Annotated in this window: 15 protein-coding genes; 9 read left to right on the forward strand and 6 right to left on the reverse strand. The window is 58.7% G+C overall.

Features of this window, described 5'->3' with window-relative positions; all coding sequences use genetic code 11:
• Nucleotides 1-44 precede the first annotated feature (44 nt).
• The 6 genes from BN1130_RS12835 to ccoN all read right to left on the reverse strand — a co-directional run bounded on the left by BN1130_RS12835 (nt 45) and on the right by ccoN (nt 6,264).
• A complete protein-coding gene (locus BN1130_RS12835) occupies nt 45-2,417 on the reverse strand; it encodes a heavy metal translocating P-type ATPase (RefSeq protein ID WP_042042440.1) in 2,373 nt (790 codons plus the stop codon).
• Between the two features lie 2 nt (nt 2,418-2,419).
• Entirely contained in the window at nt 2,420-2,908 is a 489-nt protein-coding gene (locus BN1130_RS12840; protein WP_042042441.1) for a FixH family protein, read from the reverse strand.
• Nucleotides 2,909-3,030: 122 nt separating this feature from the next.
• Nucleotides 3,031-4,017: a cytochrome-c oxidase, cbb3-type subunit III gene (ccoP, locus tag BN1130_RS12845; protein ID WP_042042443.1), complete on the reverse strand. Its 987-nt coding sequence runs from the start codon at nt 4,015-4,017 to the stop codon at nt 3,031-3,033.
• On the reverse strand, nt 4,017-4,196 hold the full coding sequence (locus tag BN1130_RS12850; RefSeq protein WP_042042444.1) for a cbb3-type cytochrome oxidase subunit 3: 180 nt from the start codon (nt 4,194-4,196) through the stop codon (nt 4,017-4,019). Before BN1130_RS12850 ends, ccoP begins: the two co-directional genes overlap by 1 nt.
• 11 nt (nt 4,197-4,207) lie before the next feature.
• Nucleotides 4,208-4,822: a cytochrome-c oxidase, cbb3-type subunit II gene (ccoO, locus tag BN1130_RS12855; RefSeq protein WP_042042446.1), complete on the reverse strand. Its 615-nt coding sequence runs from the start codon at nt 4,820-4,822 to the stop codon at nt 4,208-4,210.
• Nucleotides 4,823-4,839: 17 nt separating this feature from the next.
• Complete coding sequence (gene ccoN, locus BN1130_RS12860; protein ID WP_042042447.1) at nt 4,840-6,264, reverse strand: cytochrome-c oxidase, cbb3-type subunit I; 1,425 nt, start codon at nt 6,262-6,264, stop codon at nt 4,840-4,842.
• A gap of 289 nt (nt 6,265-6,553) precedes the next feature.
• Here ccoN and BN1130_RS12865 point away from each other — a divergent pair, with 289 nt between their 5' ends.
• From BN1130_RS12865 to BN1130_RS12905, 9 genes are all read left to right on the forward strand, one after another.
• A complete protein-coding gene (locus BN1130_RS12865; protein WP_042042448.1) occupies nt 6,554-7,015 on the forward strand; it encodes a hypothetical protein in 462 nt (153 codons plus the stop codon).
• Nucleotides 7,016-7,100: 85 nt separating this feature from the next.
• On the forward strand, nt 7,101-7,559 hold the full coding sequence (gene msrC, locus BN1130_RS12870) for a free L-methionine (R)-S-oxide reductase MsrC (protein WP_042042449.1): 459 nt from the start codon (nt 7,101-7,103) through the stop codon (nt 7,557-7,559).
• A gap of 102 nt (nt 7,560-7,661) precedes the next feature.
• Nucleotides 7,662-8,303, forward strand: coding sequence for an RNA chaperone ProQ (proQ, locus tag BN1130_RS12875; protein ID WP_042042450.1), 642 nt, complete (start codon nt 7,662-7,664; stop codon nt 8,301-8,303).
• Nucleotides 8,304-8,311: 8 nt separating this feature from the next.
• Nucleotides 8,312-10,330 carry a carboxy terminal-processing peptidase gene (gene prc / locus BN1130_RS12880; RefSeq protein WP_042042451.1) on the forward strand — a complete coding sequence of 673 codons (2,019 nt, stop codon included), beginning with the start codon at nt 8,312-8,314 and terminating at the stop codon, nt 10,328-10,330.
• Nucleotides 10,331-10,461: 131 nt separating this feature from the next.
• Nucleotides 10,462-13,086, forward strand: a complete 2,625-nt coding sequence (pepN, locus tag BN1130_RS12885; RefSeq protein ID WP_042042452.1) for an aminopeptidase N — start codon at nt 10,462-10,464, stop codon at nt 13,084-13,086.
• 106 nt (nt 13,087-13,192) lie between these two features.
• Nucleotides 13,193-13,414 (forward strand): DUF2835 family protein, encoded by a 222-nt coding sequence (locus BN1130_RS12890; RefSeq protein ID WP_042042453.1) that lies wholly within the window; start codon nt 13,193-13,195, stop codon nt 13,412-13,414.
• A 272-nt stretch (nt 13,415-13,686) separates the two neighbouring features.
• On the forward strand, nt 13,687-18,528 hold the full coding sequence (locus tag BN1130_RS12895; protein ID WP_042042454.1) for an NAD-glutamate dehydrogenase: 4,842 nt from the start codon (nt 13,687-13,689) through the stop codon (nt 18,526-18,528).
• A gap of 47 nt (nt 18,529-18,575) precedes the next feature.
• Nucleotides 18,576-19,586 (forward strand): quinone-dependent dihydroorotate dehydrogenase, encoded by a 1,011-nt coding sequence (gene pyrD / locus BN1130_RS12900; protein ID WP_042042455.1) that lies wholly within the window; start codon nt 18,576-18,578, stop codon nt 19,584-19,586.
• Nucleotides 19,587-19,685: 99 nt separating this feature from the next.
• Nucleotides 19,686-20,222, forward strand: coding sequence for a cell division protein ZapC (locus BN1130_RS12905; protein WP_042042457.1), 537 nt, complete (start codon nt 19,686-19,688; stop codon nt 20,220-20,222).
• The last annotated feature ends 60 nt before the right edge of the window (nt 20,223-20,282 follow it).

Genomic DNA, 20,282 nt, shown 5'->3' on the forward strand with positions numbered 1-20,282 from the left:
TGACGCAGTGAGTCGTGAAACTGCATTTGCATGGGCAATCTCCTTCACCGGTTCAGGCGCATGGAGTTGGTGACCACAATGAGGGAGCTCAGGGACATCCCTGCCGCCGCCAGATAGGGGGGCAGCCAGCCGCTGGCCGCCAGGGGCAATACCAGCAGGTTGTAACCGATGGACCAGGCGAAGTTCTCCTTGATGATCCTGCGGGTCCGCAGCGCCAGGGTGCGGGCCTCCAGCATGCGGGTGAGATCATCGGCCAACAGGATGGCATCGGCACTGTTTTTCGCCAGATCCGTGCCCCCCGCCATGGCAAAAGAGGCGTGCGCCCCGGCCAGCACGGGGGCGTCGTTGATGCCGTCCCCCACCATGATACTGATGTCACCCCTCGCTTCGCACGCCTTGAGATAAGCCAGCTTGCCATCCGGGGTCACGCCCTTCACCAACTCGTCCACCCCCAGGGTACGTGCCACCTCGTCGGCCTGAGCGGAACCATCGCCGGTGAGTATGGTGGTCTTGAGCCCGGCGGCCTTGAAGGCCTGGATCAGGGCCAGGGCATCCGGGCGCAGGCTGTCTTCCAACAAGAAGCGGGCGAGGGGGCCCTTGTCATCGGCAAGATAAACGCTCAGGCCTGGCACCTCTTCATCCGGTGAAATACCAAGCCAGCGGGCGCTGCCGAGTCGATAGGACTGCCCGGCAATGAGGCCGGCGACGCCGTGGCCGATCACCGGCTGGATGTCGCGAGTGGCGAGCAGTACCTCTCCCGGGGCGCGAAAGGCGCGGGCGATGGGGTGTTCGGATTGGGACTCCAACGCCCGGGCGATGGCCAGGCAGCGAGCCTCATCCTGATTGCCAAGCAGCTGGATGGCGGCGAGGCGCACCTCCCCGGTGGTGAGGGTGCCTGTCTTGTCCATCACCACCCGGTTGGCCCGGGTCAGGATATCGAGCACATGGCCGCGGCGCAGCAATATGCCGGTGCGGGTGAGGTGGGCCGTGGCCGAGGTGAGCGCGGTCGGTGTGGCCAGCGACAAGGCGCAGGGGCAGGTGGCGACCAGGACCGCCAGGGCTATCCAGAAGGCCTGATCCGGTTGATGGAGGTGCCAGTAAGTCCAGACCAGCGCGGCAATGATCAGCAACACCAGGATGAAGTGGCGGGAGAGGGTATCGGCCAGCTCGGCGATGGCCGGTTTGTCGATGAGTGCCTCATCCTGCAGGCGCATGATCTGGGCGATACGAGACTGGGCGATGGGCTGATTGACCCGCACCAGCAGCGGGGCGTCGGTATTGATGGTGCCCGCATAGACGGTGTCGCCACGGCGCTTGCACAGGGGTAACTGCTCTCCGGTCAGCATGGCCTCGTTCACGTTGGCCTCTCCCTCGACGATGATGCCATCGCCGGGGAGGGTGGCACCGGCCAGCACCCGCACGCTGTCCCCTACCTTGAGGGTCTTGGCGGCCACCTCATGGTCGCCCTGCTCATCGACCAGGGTTGCCATGATGGGTACCAAACGTGCCAGGTTGGAGCTCGACTCCGAGGCCTTGCGCCTGGCCCGCAACTCGAGAAATCGGCCGAGCAGCAGGAAGAAGACGAACATGGTGATGGAGTCGTAATAGACCTCACCGGTGTTGAAGACGGTGGCCCAGATGGAGGCGACGAAGGCACCGATCAGCGCCAGGGATACCGACACATCCATGGAGAGCTGCCCTTGGCGCAGGCTGCGCCAGGCGCCCAGGTAAAATGGCTGGGCCGAGTAGATCATGATGGGGGTGGAGAGAAGCAGGCTTATCCACTTGAAGTAGATCATGAACTCCTCTTCGACACTGATGAAGAGATCCATATAGAGGGCTACGGCGCACATCATCACCTGCATGGACCCCAGACCCGCCAATCCCATGCGATAGAGGTAGCTCTTCACCTCGCGGGCATAGAGGGCTTCTTGTTGATGGGTCTGGAAGGGGTAGGCGCGATAGCCTATCCGGGCGAACCCCTTGAGGATGTCGCTCAGGGAGAGCTGCAAGGGATCCCACTTGATGCGGGCCCTGTGGGTGGTGCTGTTGACCACGATGTAGCTCAAGCCATCGAGAGTGTTGAGATGGCGTTCGATGAGCCAGGCACAGGCGGCGCAGCTGAGCCCTTCGACACTGAGCTGGATCTCCCGCAGCGTCCCGGAGTCGGTGACAAACTCCTGCTGTACCTCGGCCAAGTCATAGTGGCTGAGGGCGGCCAGTTCGGCGGGGATCAGCTCCCCCTTGGCGCCGGGGGCGGTGCGGTGTTCGTAATAACTGGCGAGGCCGCACTCCATGATGGTCTGGGCCACGGCCTGGCAGCCAGGGCAGCACATGGGGCGGAGAATGCCTTTTATCTCGAAGGCATACTGGCTGTTGGCAGGTACCGGCTCGCCACAGTGGAAACAGCCCGTCATGACTAGCGTCCCTTGGGATCGAGTTCGACCGGCGCTGCCAGGGGGAAATGTACTGTCTCTTGCAAGCGCCACTCATGGTCGAAGGCATCGACCCGGATATGCCACTTGCCGGTGAGGGGTTGGTCGAGGTGCAAGCGATAGACGCCGCTGGCATCGCTGGTGAGCAGATAGTCGCTGTCACGACCCGCCAGAGTCGGGTGGAACAGAGAAAGGCGCAGGGCCTGATTGGGGACCAGATCGCCGCTCACCGGCTTGAGGGTCAGTTCGCTCTCCTGAAGGTTCAACGCGATGTGGACGTTGAGCGCCTCGGCACGGTCAAACTTGCTGAGATCCTGATTGATCTCTTTCCCTTGCTTGTAATAGTCCTCCGCCACCAGATTGACCCCATCCTTGCTGGCAATGATGGCGGTGGCAATGCCGGCGACGACGACAGTGGCGGGAAGGGCGATGATGAACCAGGGCCAGAATTGGCGATACCAGGGTTGAGTCATAGTGCTACCGAAACCTATGATTAACGAAACTGAGGATTTTTAGACAAAACAAGATAACAAAAAGCCTCGAAGAGTCGAGGCTTTTTGCTGAGTAATCACGTGTTTATCACATGTTACTGCTGTTATTGCGCGCTTTCGCCAGTGTGGGACAAACCGTACACATAGGAGGCGAGCAGCTGCACCTTGTCTTCACCCAGGATATCTTTCCAGGCTGGCATCACGCCGTGACGACCATGGGTGATGGTCTCCTCGACGACCTGACGGGAACCGCCATAGAGCCAGGTGGTGTTGGTGAGATCCGGGGCGCCAAAGGCGGTGCCACCCTTGGCATCCGGGCCGTGGCAGGCGGCGCACACTGCGAAGCGTGTCTCCCCTTTCTTGGCTTCCACCATGTCGACCTTGCGACCGGACAGGTTCAGCACATAGGAGGCCACCTCTTTGACGCCATCCTTGCCCAGGATATCTCCCCAGGCTGCCATGATGCCCTGACGGCCATTCATGATGGTGGTCTTGATGTCGGACGGCTTGCCGCCCCACTGCCATTCGGCATCGGTCAGGTTCGGGAAGCCGCGACCGCCGCGGGCATCCGAGCCATGGCACTGGGCGCAGTTTTGCAAGAAGAGGCGTTGACCAACCTTGCGAGCCTCAGGATCGGCGGCTATCTCCTCGATGGCTTTATAGGTCTTGCCATCGGCCTGATAGGCCAACTCCTTGAACTTGGCGCCGTAGACGGCATCCGCCTTGGCCAGCTCACGGTCATACTCGACCGCACTGCCATTGCTCTTGGCAGCCTCGGCGGCGGCCTTGCCTTGCGCCAGGGAGCGGATGTCCTGGTGGGAGCTCTGCCAGCCCAGCAGCCCCTTCCAGTTACCCAGTCCCGGGAAGGCGAGCAGGTAGAGCAGCCCAATCACTATCATGAAGAGGAACATGTAGGTCCACCATTTGGGCAGTGGGTTGTTCAGCTCTTCGATGCCGTCGAAGGCGTGGCCCATGGACTGGCCCTCTTCGACACCCATCTTGTCATTGCGACACCACATGAGCAGCAAGAAGCAGCCCACTATGGTACCCAGTGACACCAAGGTCACAAAAATGCTTAACAGAGTGCTCATTATTGCTTCGCTCCTGCGTTCTTGTTATCAGCACTGGGTTGCTCGTCGTCGGCAAAAACCAGGTTGGCGGCCTCGTCAAAGGAGGCTTTGCGGCGCTTGCTGTAAGCCCAGCCGATGATGCCAAACATCATCAGCATCAGCAGCAGGGTGTAGAGTCCGCGAAAAGTGCCGTAATCCATTTCCATACTCCTTATTTCAAGGCATGGCCCAGTGATTGCAGATAGGCGATCAGGGCATCGAGCTCACTCTTGCCTTTCACCGCGTCCTTGGCACCCTCGATGTCTGCATCCGTATAGGGCACACCGAAGTGATCCCGGAATAGCGCCAGCTTCTTGCCGGTCAGTTCGCCGCTCAAGACATTGGTTTCAAGCCAGGGGAAACTCGGCATGTTGGACTCGGGGACCACGTCGCGCGGGTTGATCAGGTGAGCGCGGTGCCAGTCATCGGAGTAACGACCGCCGACCCGGGCCAGATCCGGGCCGGTACGCTTGGAGCCCCACAGGAAGGGGTGCTCCCAGACGCTCTCTCCGGCGACCGAGTAGTGACCGTAACGCTCGGTCTCGGCGCGGAACGGGCGGATCATCTGGCTGTGACAGACGGTACAGCCTTCGCGGATGTAAATATCACGACCTTCCATCTGCAGGGCGGTGTAGGCCTTGAGGCCCTCCACCGGCTCATTGGTCTGCTTCTGGAAGAACAGCGGCGTGATCTCGACCAGGCCTCCCAGGCTGATGGCAAAGATGATGCCTATCACCAGCATGGGGACGCTTTTTTCAAAGATTTCGTGACGATTATTATTGCTCATGCTTTAACCCCTTCAGATCAGGCTGGCTGCGCGATGGGTTCGAGGGAACCCTTGGGCGCAGTAATGGTGCGATAGGCGTTGTAGGCCATCAGCAGCATACCGGTGACGAAGAAACAGCCACCCAGGAAGCGCACGAAGTAGAAGGGATAGGAAGCCTGCAGTGCCTCCACGAAGCTGTAGGTCAAGGTGCCGTCATCGTTGACCGCACGCCACATCAGGCCCTGCATCACGCCGGAAATCCACATGGCGACGATGTAGAGCACGGTGCCGACGGTGGCCAGCCAGAAGTGGATGTTGATCAGGCGCACGCTGTACATCCGCCCCTGGTCGAACAGGTTAGGGATCAGGTGGTAGACGGCACCGATGGAGATCATGGCAACCCAGCCCAGGGCGCCGGAGTGGACGTGGCCTATGGTCCAGTCGGTGTAGTGGGAGAGGGCATTGACGGTCTTGATGGCCATCATGGGGCCTTCGAAGGTGGACATGCCATAGAACGACAGCGAGACGATCAGGAAACGCAGCACCGGATCGTAACGCAGTTTATGCCAGGCGCCGGACAGGGTCATGATGCCGTTGATCATGCCGCCCCAGGAGGGCACGAACAGGATGAGGGACATCACCATCCCCAATGACTGTGCCCAGTCAGGCAGCGCCGTGTAGTGCAGGTGGTGCGGACCGGCCCAGATGTAGAGGGAGATCAGCGCCCAGAAGTGCACGATGGAGAGGCGGTAGGAGTAGACCGGACGACCGGCCTGCTTGGGCACGAAATAGTACATCATCCCCAGGAAGCCGGCGGTGAGCAGGAAGCCGACCGCGTTATGGCCATACCACCACTGCACCATGGCATCGGTGGCGCCCGAGTAGACGGAGTAGGACTTCATTCCGCTGACCGGGATCTCCAGGTTATTGACGATGTGCAGCACGGCCACCGTGATGATGAAGGCGCCGAAGAACCAGTTCGCCACATAGATGTGGGAGGTGGTGCGCTTCATCAGGGTGCCAAAGAAGACGATGGCGTAAGAGACCCAGACCACGGCGATGGCGATGTCGATGGGCCACTCCAGTTCGGCGTACTCTTTCGAGCTGGTGTACCCCATGGGCAGGGAGATGGCAGCGGCGATGATGATGGCTTGCCAACCCCAGAACACGAAGCCGACCAAGGGGCCACCAAATAGCCGGGTCTGGCAGGTGCGCTGTGCCACGTAGAAGGAGGTCGCCATCAGGGCGCTGCAACCGAAGGCGAAGATAACCGCGTTGGTGTGCAGGGGGCGAAGGCGGCTGTAGGTCAGCCAGGGGGTATCGAAGTTGAGGGCAGGCCAGATAAGTTGGGCTGCAATCAGTACCCCTACCGACATGCCGACAATTCCCCAGACAATAGTCATGACGGTGAACTGACGGACAACCTTGTAGTTGTACTCAGGGTGGTTTGTTGTATGGCTCATCGTTGTATTCCGCTTCCGATGCTGCTGTTGTTTGATTTTTGTCCTGTGACAAGGACTGACAACTAAATTCATCAGCGACTGCCTTCCGGTTGTTAATGTCTGTTAACGAAAGGAAAAGCAAAAAGTAGCTAAATGAAAAATTCGATGGGAATGATACTGAACCGGCAGGTAAAATAACAGTATAAACAGTGATATATTTGGCTCCGCCCGGAGTCGCATCGTGTCGTTTTTACCATGAGTAAGATCACGAAAATGGCATTTAAAAGTTAGCTTACAAGGTTGTTTTTTAATGAAAGAGAGACTGACTTCACGCAAATTTGCTCATCTACTCATAGTGATGACCATTTTGCTGGGGCTGATGGCCTATCGCACCTGGTTTGATGGGGCGCCAGCCGCCTCGGACAGCCAGAAAAATGATCAGATCTGTGATCTGTCCCACAGCCCCTGCCGCGCCACCATCGCCGATTCGTCGCTGACAGTGTCACTTGAGGACCAACCCATTCACCCCGAACATGACTTCCAGTTGCAACTCAGTGGGGTGGCTTCGGGGGTGACACCCATCAAAAGCTGGCTGGAGGGGCAGGAGATGTTCATGGGCCGCATCCCGGTGTTGTTCAGCCAGCAAGGGGAGGGGCAGTGGCAGGCCAGCACGCAGGTGGGGGCCTGCACCAGCCACCGCATGGTGTGGCTGCTTACCATTGAATGGAGCAATGGCCAGCGCCAGCAGATGGCGCTCTCGGTGACCCGTTAGGGGGAGCTGTCGCAAATTTAATTTGAATTTTTCAGGCAGGGCGGTACCTTGCTCTGATTATTAAGGGAATCAAGACCATTTCATCATGATTGAAAAACAAAACTTTTATCGACTGCTCAACCAGCAGGCCCAGGCACTGCTGGAAGGGGAGCCGGATCTTGTCGCCACTCTCGCCAACCTCAGCGCCCTGCTCAATCAGGAACTGACCGAGATCAACTGGGTCGGTTTTTACCTGTTGCAGGGAGAGACCCTGGTACTGGGGCCCTTCCAGGGCAAGCCCGCCTGTGTACGGATCCCGGTTGGCCGCGGGGTCTGTGGCACTGCGGTGGCAACAGGCGAGACACAGCTCATCGATGATGTTCATCAATTCGAAGGGCACATTGCCTGCGATGGGGCCAGCAATTCGGAGATAGTGATCCCGCTGCGTCGTGAGGGTGTCATCATCGGGGTATTGGATATTGACAGTCCCGTTTTCAACCGTTTTGACCAAATTGACCGGCTTGGACTGGAAGAAACGGTCAAAATATTGGAACGCCTGCTGTAAGTTAAGTGCGAGATGGTTCGCAAAAGGTCCCAAGCTCTCTATAATGGGGCCTTTGTTGTGCCCGGGGTTGCCCGTGCGTTTATATGAAAGCCAAGGTTATACATGGAAAACACTGAAAAGCTGAAGAACAGTAAAGAGATCGTCGCCTACCTGGTCGAGAAATTCCCGGCCTGCTTCATCGCAGAAGGAGAGGCCAAGCCACTCAAGATTGGCATCTTCCAGGATCTGGCAGCGCGTCTTGCTGACGACGAGAGGGTCTCCAAGACCATGCTGCGCTCTGCTCTGCGTCAATACACTTCCAGCTGGCGTTACCTGCACGGCCTCAAAGCTGGCCAGGCTCGCGTCGACCTCGATGGTAACCCGGGCGAATTGTTGACCGAAGAGCATATCGAGCACGCCAAGCAAGCGCTGAAAGAGAGCAAAGACAAAGTCTTCGCCAGCCGTCGTGCCAAAGACGACAAGAAAGAGCCAACCGGCGAGGCCAAGGCCGATGCCAAGCGCGAAGATAAACCCAAGAAGCCTCGTCGTCCTGCTCCGCGCAAGACCGAGACCGCACCTGCCGCTGCTCCTAAGCAGTATCGTCAGGCCGAGGCGGGTGAGCTGAAAGTTGAGCAAACCGTCAATGTGGTACTGGGTAAGTCTCCTGTCCCGGCGACCATCAAGGAAATTACCAAGGATGATGTGCAGGTTCAGCTGCAGACCGGCATGATGCTGCGCGTCAAATTCGAGCATCTGGTTCTCTAAGGAGACAAATGTTGAAGCATGGCGTAATTCGTTTCTCCCTCGTCGCCTGTAGCCTGGCTATTGCCGGGCTTGCACAGGCCATCGAGCCGGTGCTCAAGGAAAGTGATTTGCCTGTGTTGGCTCAAGAGAGCCAACATGCTACGGCTAGCAAGCGAATTGCCAATCTGTTTACTCGCTCCCACTACAAGCAGTTCAAGCTGGATGATGCCTTCTCGGAAGTTGTCTTTGACAAATATCTGGAGAATCTGGATTTCAGTCGCAACCTGTTCTTGGCTTCTGATATTCGCCGGTTTGACAAATACCGCGACGGCTTCGATACCGATCTGGAGCGTGGTCGTCTGGCGCCCGCCTACGACATGTTCAATCTCGGTCAGCAGCGGCGCTATGAGCGGTTCGAATACGCCCTCAAACTGCTCGATACCCCCTTCGATTTCACCCAGAAAGATGAATACATCTTTGACCGGGAAGGGGCGCCCTGGCCCAAGGATGAAGCCGAGCTCAATGAGCTGTGGCGTCAGCGGGTCAAGTTCGATGCCCTGAGCCTCAAGCTCAGCGGCAAGGAGTGGCCCGAGATCAAGGAGCTGCTTGGCAAGCGTTACAACAACGCCATCAAGCGGATGTCCCAGACCGAGAGCGAGGACGTGTTCCAGCTGTTCATGAACTCCTTCTCCCGCGCCATCGAGCCTCACACCAGTTATCTCTCCCCGCGCAACGCCGATCGCTTCAACACCGAGATGAACCTCTCGCTGGAAGGCATTGGTGCCGTGTTGCAGGCGGACGATGACTTCACGGTGATCCGTTCCCTGGTCCCGGGGGGGCCGGCCGCCAAGTCCAACAACCTCAAGCCTGATGACAAAATCGTCGGCGTGGGTCAGGAAGATGGCAAGGTGGTCGATGTGATTGGCTGGCGTCTCGATGACGTGGTCGAACTCATCAAGGGTCCCAAGGGTAGCAAGGTGCGCCTCGAGATCCAGCGTGGCAAGGGTGCCAGCGTCAAGACAGAACAGGTCGAGCTGACCCGGGACAAGGTGCGTCTGGAAGACAGGGCCGCCAAGTCCAAGGTGATCAAGGCCGAGGGCAAGAAGATAGGGGTACTCGAGATCCCGAGCTTCTATGTCAACCTGCACGATGATGTCATCAAGGAGCTGGCCAGCCTCAACAAGCAGAAAGTGGACGGCCTGGTGGTGGATCTGCGCAGCAACGGCGGCGGTGCCCTCACCGAAGCCTCTGCCCTGAGCGGTCTCTTCTTCGCCAGCGGTCCCGTGGTACAGATCCGCGATCACATGGGTCGCATCTCGGTCAATGGCGATGATGATGGTCAAGTCTACTACGGCGGCCCCATGTCGGTGCTGATCGACAGGTACAGTGCCTCGGCCTCCGAGATCTTTGCCGCTGCCATGCAAGATTACGGCCGTGCCCTGATCCTGGGGGAGAACTCGTTCGGCAAGGGCACTGTGCAGCAGCATCGCAGCCTGGCCAAGGTGTATGACTTCTACGATCATCCCCTGGGTCACGTGCAGTACACCATCGCCAAGTTCTACCGCATCGATGGCGGCAGCACCCAGAACAAGGGTGTCGCCCCGGACATCAGCTTCCCGACCCCGGTCACCCCGGAAGAGACGGGGGAGAGCCGTGAGTTCCACGCCCTGCCTTGGGACAAGATAGCCTCGGCGGACTACCAGAAGATAGGTAGCTTCACCAGCTTGTTGCCCAAGTTGGCGGCGGCACACCAGGCGCGGATCGAGACAGATCCGGAGTTCGCCTACGTGTTGCAGGACATCAAGGAGTATCGCGCCGAGAAGGACAAGAAATCCCTCTCCCTGAACGAAGCGGATCGCCGCGCCGAGCAGGACAAGCAAGATGCACTGGCCTTGTTGCGGGCCAACGAGCGCCTGGCGCGGATGGGCAAGCCTGCCATCAAGAGCCTGGACGAGTTGCCCACCGATTTTGAGGCGCCGGATGAGTTCTTGCTTGAGTCTGCCAATATCACGGCAGACCTGGTCAAGATGGAGCCAAAACGCGGTTAGTGACCCATAGCTATAACGAAAAGGGCGACATCACAGTCGCCCTTTTTCTTGCCTGAATGTAAACCATTTGACCCAAGGATGGGCTTGTGACAGCCTCGTTACGCCCATAACAAGCGTGGAAGCACATAATAATGACCGATCACCATCAGGCCATGACGGCCAAATATCGCCAGGATTATCAAGCCCCTCTCTATTGGATCGACAGCATAGATCTCGACTTTCAGCTCGAGGAACCCCTGTGCCGGGTCACCGCCATTTCCCGAGTCCGCCGCAACGGCGAGCACAATGAAGCCCTGATCCTGGATGGCGAAAATCTGCATCTGGTGAGCATCAGCATCGACGGGGTAGCCTGTGAGCAGTATGAGCTGACCGACAACCAGCTGCGGCTCAGCAACCTGCCCGCCGAGTGCGTGTTGACCATAGTCACCGACCTGGATGCCGCCGCCAACACGGCCCTCGAGGGACTTTACAAGTCTGGTGATGCCTATTGCACCCAGTGTGAGGCGGAGGGCTTCCGTCGCATCACCTATTACCTGGACAGGCCCGACATCCTGGCCCGCTACAGCACCCGCATCACCGCCGACAAGGCGAAATTCCCTTATCTGCTCTCCAACGGCAACAAGGTGGCGAGCGGCAATCTGGATGGCGGCCGCCACTTCGTGCAGTGGCAGGATCCCTTCCCCAAACCCAGCTACCTGTTTGCCCTGGTGGCCGGTGACTTCGACGTGCAGCGCGATCACTTCGTGACCATGAGCGGGCGCGAGGTGGCCCTCGAGATCTTCGTCGACAAGGGCAACCTGGACCGCGCCGGTTTTGCCATGGAGAGCCTCATCAACTCCATGCGTTGGGACGAGCAGCGCTTCGGCCTCGAATACGACCTCGACATCTATATGATCGTCGCGGTGGATTTCTTCAACATGGGTGCCATGGAGAACAAGGGACTCAACGTTTTCAACTCCAAGTTCGTGCTGGCCAATCCGCAGACCGCGACCGACAGCGACTATCACGGCATCGAGCGGGTCATAGGGCACGAATACTTCCATAACTGGACCGGCAACAGAGTCACTTGCCGCGACTGGTTCCAGCTCAGCCTCAAAGAGGGACTGACGGTGTTCCGGGATCAGGAGTTCTCCTCGGATCTGGGCTCGCGCGGTGTCAACCGCATCAACAACGTGCGCACCGTGCGCGGCCCCCAGTTTGCCGAAGATGCCGGCCCCATGGCCCACCCGATCCGCCCGGATGTGGTGATCGAGATGAACAACTTCTACACCCTGACCGTCTACGAGAAGGGCTCGGAAGTGATCCGCATGCTGCATGTCTTGTTGGGGGAAGCTGCCTTCCAGGCCGGCATGGGCCTCTACTTCGAGCGTCACGACGGCTCGGCCGCCACCTGCGACGACTTCGTGCAGGCGATGGAGGATGCCTCCGGGGTCGATTTGACCCGTTTCCGCCGCTGGTACAGTCAGTCCGGCACCCCTGAGCTGACAGTCCGTGACGACTATGATGCCGCCACCGGCGTCTATCGCCTCCATGTCAGCCAGCACACGCCGCCGACTCAGGATCAACCCCAGAAGCTGCCGCTGCACATCCCCCTCGATATCGAGTTGTATGATGCCGAGGGTGCGGTGATCCCGCTGCAGAACCGGGGCAAGGCCATCGGCAACGTGCTCGACGTGCTGGAAGCAGAGCAGACCTTCGTCTTCGATCAGGTGCCTGCCAAACCCGTGATCTCCCTGCTGCGGGACTTCTCCGCGCCGGTCAAGCTGCACTATGACTACAGCGACAGGGATCTCGCCTTCCTGATGCGCCACGCCCGCAACGAGTTTGCCCGCTGGGATGCCGCCCAGATGCTGATCAACAAGGCGGTGATCGTCAATGTGGCCGCGCATCAGCTGGGGAAAGAGGTGACGCTGTCATCGGATCTGGTTGCCGCCTTCGTGGCCATCCTGGACGAAGCCGGGCTGGATCCCGCCCTCAAGGCCGAGATCCTGGCCTTGCCGGGGGAGGCTACTCTGGCCGAGCTGTTCGAGGTGGCCGACATCGACGCCATTCATGCCGTGCGGGGTGCCATAGGCACAGCCCTGGCCCAGGCATTTGGCGATCGCCTGCTCGCCAGCTACCAGAGCCTGCTGCTCGATGGTTATCGGGTGGTCCACGATGACATGGCCAAACGGGCCCTCAAGGGGGTGGTGCTGGGCTATCTGGCGCGTCTGGATGACGAGTTGACCGATCGGCTGGTGCGTCAGCAATACCAGGGGGCGGACAACATGACCGACACCCTGACCGCCCTGCAGATTGCCAACCAGCATCTGCTACCATGCCGGGCCGCACTGCTGGCCGATTTTGAAGGCAAGTGGGCCAAAGATGGCCTGGTGCTGGACAACTGGTTGCGTCTGGTCGGTGCCAAGCCCGCCGCCGATGTACTCGGCGAGATCAGGCAGGCCATGGCCCACCCGATGTTCAGCATTCGCAACCCCAATCGACTGCGGGCGCTGATCGGCAGTTTTGCCATGGGCAACCAGGTGCAGTTCCATGCCAGAGATGGCGCGGGTTACCGTTTCCTGACCGACATCTTGATTGAGCTCAACAGCATCAATCCCCAGGTGGCCTCGCGCCTCATCACCCCGCTTATCCAGTTCAAGCGACTGGATGAGGAGCGCAAGCGCCTGATCCGTACCGAACTGCTGCGGTTGCAGGCCTTGCCCGACTTGGCCCGGGATCTCTACGAGAAGGTGGCCAAGGCGCTGGCCCAGTAAGTTGTTGCTAAGAAAAACAGGGCCGGGCGCATGTCCGGCCCTGTTGTTTGTCGTGAATCAGCCTCCAGACGAGGCGAGCTGAACTGTGGTAGAGGAGGGCAAGGGTATGAAGCAATTCACCTTCGGATTACATCTGTCGCGAGACGAGATACTGCTGATGTATCAGGGCCATGCCCGGCGCCTGGTGGTGCGCTCTGATCAGGGACTGACGCTGGAACTGGGACTGGATAAAATCCGCCCTTTCGTCGGGCAGGAAGGGGTTCATGGTCGTTTCTTGCTCAAGACTCAGGACGATCATCGCTTTATCGGCCTGGAACGCATAAATTAACAAAAACCAAACAGTAAACCGCGTAATTATCTGCTTAAAGTCACTAACTATCAGGTTAAAACGCATTTTATCAGTGGTATTTTCTGTTTTTTACGCCGATGGCAAAATTTATGACAGCTTGAGCCGTGATCTGCCGCTAGTTTTTAACATTCCATTATCAGCTTTGCTCGCCTTCCGGGATCCGACCCATTACACTTCGCACAACTCTGTACCAGTGGGCATCCAGGGTGGATGTCTCTGTCGGTGATGTCGGTCCGATAAGGAATATAGCAATGGCATTGAAAGACGCCCCTACCTCAGTTCTGCTCGAAAACGTTCTCAACCTGATCCATCAAAAACTGCCTCAGAAGAGTGCCTCCCTGGTCGAGCGCTTCGTTGCCAAGTTCTACGGCAACATGGCGAGCGATGACCTGCATGATCGCAATGACAGCGATCTGTATGGCGCCGCCTTGAGCCTGTGGAATGCCCTCAACCAGCGGGACAGCACGGCGCCCTATATCCGGGTCTACAACCCGGAGCTGACCCGTCATGGCTGGCAGTCACCGCACACCATAGTCGAAGTCATCTTGCAGGACTCCCCCTTCCTGGTGGACTCCATCCGCATGACCCTCAAGCGTCTCAACATCACGGCGCACATGATGCTGCATCAACCTCTGCACCTCATTCGCAGCAAGGATGGCAAGATAGAGGCCATTCTGGATCTGGATCAGACGGCGCAGCAGACATCGGCCGAGACCGCCTTCCTCATCGAGATAGATCACCTGACCTCGGATGAACAGATGGCCGCCCTGGCCGCCGAACTCGATTCGGTCGCGGGGGAAGTGGCGTTGGCGGTAGGTGACTGGCAGCCCATGCTGGCGCGCCTCAACGAGATCATCGAGGATCTGCCAAAACGCAACAGTCCGGTGAGCAAGGAAGAGGTGGAGTCCACGGTTTCCTTCCTCAAATGGGTTGCTGCCCACAACTTCACCCTGATGGGTTACCGCCGTTATGACGTCAAGGCGATAGAGGGGGATCACGAGATCCTGCCCCAGCCCGATTCGAGCCTTGGCCTGATGAAGAACTCCATCAAGGACGAGGGCCAGCGTCTGGGCACCATGCCCGCCAGTGCCCGTCATGCGGCCCTCTCCAATCATCTGCTGATCCTGACCAAGTCCAACAGCAAGTCCCGGGTGCATCGCCCGGCCTACGTGGATTACATCGGCATCAAACGCTTCGATGAACATGGCAAGGTGATAGGCGAAGATCGCTTCATCGGTCTCTACGCCTCCTCCATCTACAACACCAGCGCCACCCAGATCCCCCTCATCAGCCATCGCCTCGAGCGCATCATGGTGGCCTCTGGCCATGAGAAGGGTTCCCACGCCTACAAGGCATTGCTCAATGTGCTGGAAACCTATCCCCGTGATGAGCTGATCCAGGCCCGGGAAGAGGAGCTGCTCGCCACCGGTCTCGGGGTGTTGGCCATGCAGGAGCGCGACATGCTGCGCCTGTTCGTGCGCCGTGACGTCTATGGCCGCTTCTTCTCCTGCATGGTCTATGTCACCAAGGAGCGCTACAACACGGCGCTGCGAGTCAAGACCCAGCAGATCCTGCAACAGCATTTCGGCAGCAACGAAGAGGTGGAGTTCAATGTCTACTTCTCCGAAGGCGTGCTGGCCCGGACCCATTACATAGTTCGAGTGAACAATAACAACGTGGATGTGGACGTGAACCAAGTGCAGAACAACCTGATTGAAGCCGCCCGCAGCTGGGACGATCGCCTGGATTCGGTGCTGCTTGCCCACTATGGCGAGGCCCAGGGCAATGAACTGAGCCGCCGCTTCAACGATGCCTTCCCCCGTGCTTATAAAGAAGATGTGCTGCCGGGCTCCGCCGTGGCCGACATCATCGCCCTGGAGAACCTGAGCGAAGCCGAGCCCCTTGGCATGCTGTTCTACCGTGCTCAGGAAGAGGAGAACGATCGCCGGGTGCGCCTCAAGCTGTTCCACCGTACCGAGCCGATCCACTTGTCCGATGTCTTGCCCATGCTGGAAAACATGGGGCTGAGGGTCATCGGCGAGACTCCCTATGAGGTCAAGACCCCGAATGGTGAAGTGTTCTGGATCCTCGACTTCTCCATGCTGCTGCGTGGCGATCAGCCTTTCAGCCTGGCCAAGAGCCAGCAGCGCTTCCAGCAGGCCTTCGCCAGCGTCTGGAACAAGGCCCTGGAAGATGATGGTTTCAACCGCCTGGTGCTGGGCGCCAACCTCACCGGCCGTCAGGTCTCGGTGCTGCGCGCCTATGCCAAGTACATGCGCCAGACCGGCGTCTCCTTCAGCCAGTCCTATATCGAAGAGACCCTGACCCGTTATCCCGAGCTGGCCCAGCTGCTGTTCTCCCTGTTCGAGGCTCGCCTAGATCCTGCACTGAACCAGGATGGCGCGGCGCTGCAGACGCTACACGACACCCTGACGGCCAAGCTGGATCTGGTGGCGAACCTGGACGATGACCGCATCATCCGCCGCTACATGGAGATGATAGAGGCGACCCTGCGCACCAACTATTACCAGCCGGACGCGCAAGGCAACATCAAGCCCTATATCTCCTTCAAGCTGGCGCCGTCCGGTATCAGCGACATGCCACAGCCTCTGCCCAAGTTCGAGATCTTCGTCTACTCGCCACGGGTAGAAGGGGTGCATCTGCGCTGGGGCAAGGTGGCCCGGGGCGGGCTGCGCTGGTCCGATCGCAAGGAAGATTTCCGCACCGAGGTGCTGGGTCTGGTCAAGGCGCAGCAGGTGAAGAATACCGTCATAGTGCCAGTCGGCGCCAAGGGGGGCTTCTACTGCAAGCAGATGCCGGTGGGTGCCGCCCGCGCCGTCATTCAGGAAGAGGGCAAGGCCTGCTATCGCCTGTTTATCCGCGGCCTGCTCGATGTCACCGACAACATCCTCCAGGGGGAGGTGATCCCGCCCAAACAGGTGGTACGCCACGACGAGGATGATTACTACCTGGTGGTCGCGGCCGACAAGGGCACCGCCACCTTCTCCGACATCGCCAACGAGATCAGCCATGAATATGGTCACTGGCTCGGCGATGCCTTCGCCTCCGGCGGTTCGGTCGGTTATGACCACAAGAAGATGGGCATCACGGCGCGGGGCGCCTGGGAGTCGGTCAAGCGCCACTTCCGTGAGCTTGAGATCAACTGCCAGACCACCGACTTCAGCTGCGTGGGCATAGGCGACATGGCCGGTGACGTGTTTGGCAACGGCATGCTGCTCTCCGAGCACACCCAGTTGGTGGGCGCCTTCAACCACATGCACATCTTCATCGACCCGACCCCGGATACGGCCAGCACCTTCGCCGAGCGCAAGCGTCTGTTCGAGCTGCCGGGTTCGAGCTGGGACGACTACAACCGTGAGCTTATCTCCGTAGGGGGCGGCATCTTCCTGCGCTCGGCCAAGTCCATCAAGCTGAGTCCGCAAATTCAGACCCTGCTTGGCACCGACAAGGCCAGCATGGCGCCAAACGAGCTGATCAAGGCACTGCTCTGCCTGAACGTGGACTTGCTCTGGAACGGCGGCATCGGCACCTACGTCAAGAGCCACAAAGAGAGCGATGGCGAGGTGGGCGATCGCAGCAACGATGCCCTGCGCGTCAATGGTCGCGACCTGCGTGCCCGTATCGTCGGTGAGGGCGGTAACCTGGGCTTCACGCAGCTGGGCCGTATCGAATACGCCAGCCAGGGCGGCCACATCAACACCGATTTTACCGACAACGTGGGCGGGGTAGATTGCTCCGACAACGAGGTCAACATCAAGATACTGCTCAACCAGCTGGTGGCGGCAGGGGATCTGACCCTCAAGCAGCGCAACCAGATGCTCTACGAGATGACGGATGCGGTGGCCGATATCGTGCTGACCAACGCCTATCGCCAATCCCAGTCCATCTCGGTTACCAGTTACCGCGCGGCGGATCAGCTCAAAGAGCAGCAGCGTTTCATCCAGGGGCTGGAGCGTGAAGGCAAGCTGGACAGGGCGCTGGAGTTCCTGCCATCGGATGAGGAGTTGTCCGAGCGGATGGCGGCAGGGCAGGGGCTGACCCGCCCCGAATTGGCGGTGCTGGTGGCTTACGGCAAGATGGTGCTCAAGGAGCAGCTCAACTGCCCCGAGATCACCGATGAGCCCTTCCTGGCCCGCATGCTGGTCACCAGCTTCCCCGAGCAGTTGCAGCAGCGCTTCGGCGAGGCCCTGGCTCAGCATCCGCTGCGCGGCGAGATCATCGCCACCCGCGTGGCCAACATGCTGGTCAACGACATGGGGCTCAACTTTGCGACCCGGATGAAGGATGAGACCGGCGCCTCGGTGGCCGAAGTGGCCGCCTGCTTCGCCATGGCCCGCGAAGTGTTCGGTTTCGACCCCCTGTGGCGGGACATCGAATCCCTGGATAACCAGGTGAGTGCCGAGACTCAGCTCGAGTTGATGTTTGCCAGTCGCCGCATCGTGCGCCGCGCCACCCGCTGGTTCCTGCGTGCCCGCAACCGCAGCTGGAGCATCAGCGACAACATCGCCTTCTTCCGTCCCGCCTTCGAGACCCTGGGCGAGCACCTCTACGAGGTGATGGAGGAGAGCGAAGTGGCCGAGCATCGCCAGGCCGTCGAAACCCTGGTGGCCAAACAGGTGCCTGAGCATATCGCCCGTCAGGTCGCCCACATGAGCAGCCTCTTCTCTTCGCTGGATCTGGCTCAGATTGCGGCGGATCAGCACAGCGACATACTGCGGGTGGCCAATGTGTACTACCGGCTCGGTGCCAAGCTGGATCTGCACTGGTTCCTGGAGCAGGTCAACCATCAGCCGGTGGGCAACCACTGGCAGGCGATGGCGCGGGCCTCCTTCCGCGAGGATCTGGACTGGCAGCAACGCAGTCTCACCTCAGTGGTATTGGAAGGGTGCAAAGATCAGGGAGAATGCGATACCATACTGGCCAACTGGATTGCGGAGCATGAGCAACTCTTGTCCCGTTGGACCCATATGTTGGCCGACTTCAAGACCACCAGTACTCACGAGTTCGCCAAGTTCTCGGTGGCCTTGCGGGAGTTGAACCTGCTCCAGTTGAATTGCCGAGCATCGGCATAACCATGAAAGCCCCGGCCAGTTGCCGGGGCTTTTTTTAAGGAGCAAAGATGTTTTACCCCCTCGCCAGGCATTTGTTGTTCAAGCTCGATCCGGAAAAGGCTCACGAACTCTCTCTCAAACAGCTCTCCCGCCTTCATGGCACGCCCCTCGATATCTTCTTCCGTCAATCCCTGCCAACGCGCCCCGTCACCTGTATGGGGCTTAATTTTGCCAACCCGGTGGGCCTGGCCGCGGGGCTCGATAAAGATGGCGAGTGCATAGATGCCTTTGGCGCCATGGGGTTCGGCTTCATCGAGGTGGGGACTGTGACCCCCAAGCCCCAGAGTGGCAATGACAAGCCCAGGCTGTTTCGGGTAGTACCGGCAGAGGGGATCATCAACCGTATGGGCTTCAATAACCTGGGGGTTGATCACCTGGTCGAGCGGGTCAAGGCCGCGAAATACCAGGGGGTGATCGGTATTAATATCGGCAAAAATAAAGATACGCCCATTGAGAATGGCAAGGATGATTACCTGATCTGCATGGACAAGGTTTATGATCATGCCGGTTATATTGCGGTCAATATTTCATCTCCCAATACACCTGGCCTGCGTCAATTGCAGTATGGGGAGGCGCTGGATGATCTACTGGCAGCCCTCAAGGAACGTCAGCAGCTCCTGGCGGCACAATATAAGAAGTATGTCCCTGTGGCGGTCAAGATTGCACCGGATCTTAGTCTGGATGAAATTAAGCAAGTTGCAGGATCCTTGATTAAAAATGGGATCGATGGGGTCATCGCCACTAATACCACGCTAGCCCGTGACATGATCTATGACATGCCCCATGCTGGTGAAATGGGTGGATTGAGTGGTCGTCCCTTGCAACACAAGAGCACCGAGGTTATCCGTCTATTGGCACAGGAATTAAAAGGTGCCTTGCCTATTATCGGTGTCGGAGGAGTGGACAGTGCCCTGGCCGCCCGCGAGAAGCTGCAGGCGGGGGCTACGCTGGTTCAGATATATAGCGGCTTTATTTATAAAGGACCGGCCTTGGTCAAAGAGATCGTGACCAATATCTGACGCATTTAGTCAATTTAATATAAGGGCGCCCCGAATTAACGTTGCTGAAATTATCGACATATAATAAAGTCGAATTACAGTAGCAAGGAAGGGCGCCTCATGTTTCTCCAACCAAATGATCAATGGCAATGGCATTATGATGCGAAGTCCGACCGCCTGATGTTGGAGCTGAGCGATGACATGGTATTCGCGACAGAATATCAAGGTCGTCAGTTGGTGCCCGCCTCATTTGCTACTCAAGCTTTTTGTGTCGAAGATGCGTCCCTCTATTACCAGCTGATGGATCATGCAGCCGATCTCAATTGGAGCATCCCTCAACAGGTGCAGCTGGTATTAAATGCCATCGCTGTGCACCGCTTCTATAAACCCCTGATGCCCCAAAGCTGGTTCTTTATTGAACTGGGCCAACTGATGGCGCCGCAACAAGGGGAACTGGTCATCATGCATACCCAGGATGGTCAAGGCACCTTCATGGTGATCGAGGCCGGGGAGCAGGCCAGTGTCTGCCTCAATCTCACCGGGGAGCTGATGCTCAGCGGCAACAAGCTGATGCCCCGCTTTGCGGTGATCAAGGTGATGAACAATCGCTTCGGTCACTACCATCAAGCCGCGCCGGCGCTGCGCCAGGTCAGTTGATTAACATCCCCCCATTGCCGCTTCCTGCTCAATGACTCGCTCTCTTGGTGCAACAGCCAC

Origin of the sequence: Aeromonas rivuli, assembly GCF_000820045.1 — a bacterium.
Classification (GTDB): Bacteria; Pseudomonadota; Gammaproteobacteria; order Enterobacterales; family Aeromonadaceae; genus Aeromonas; species Aeromonas rivuli.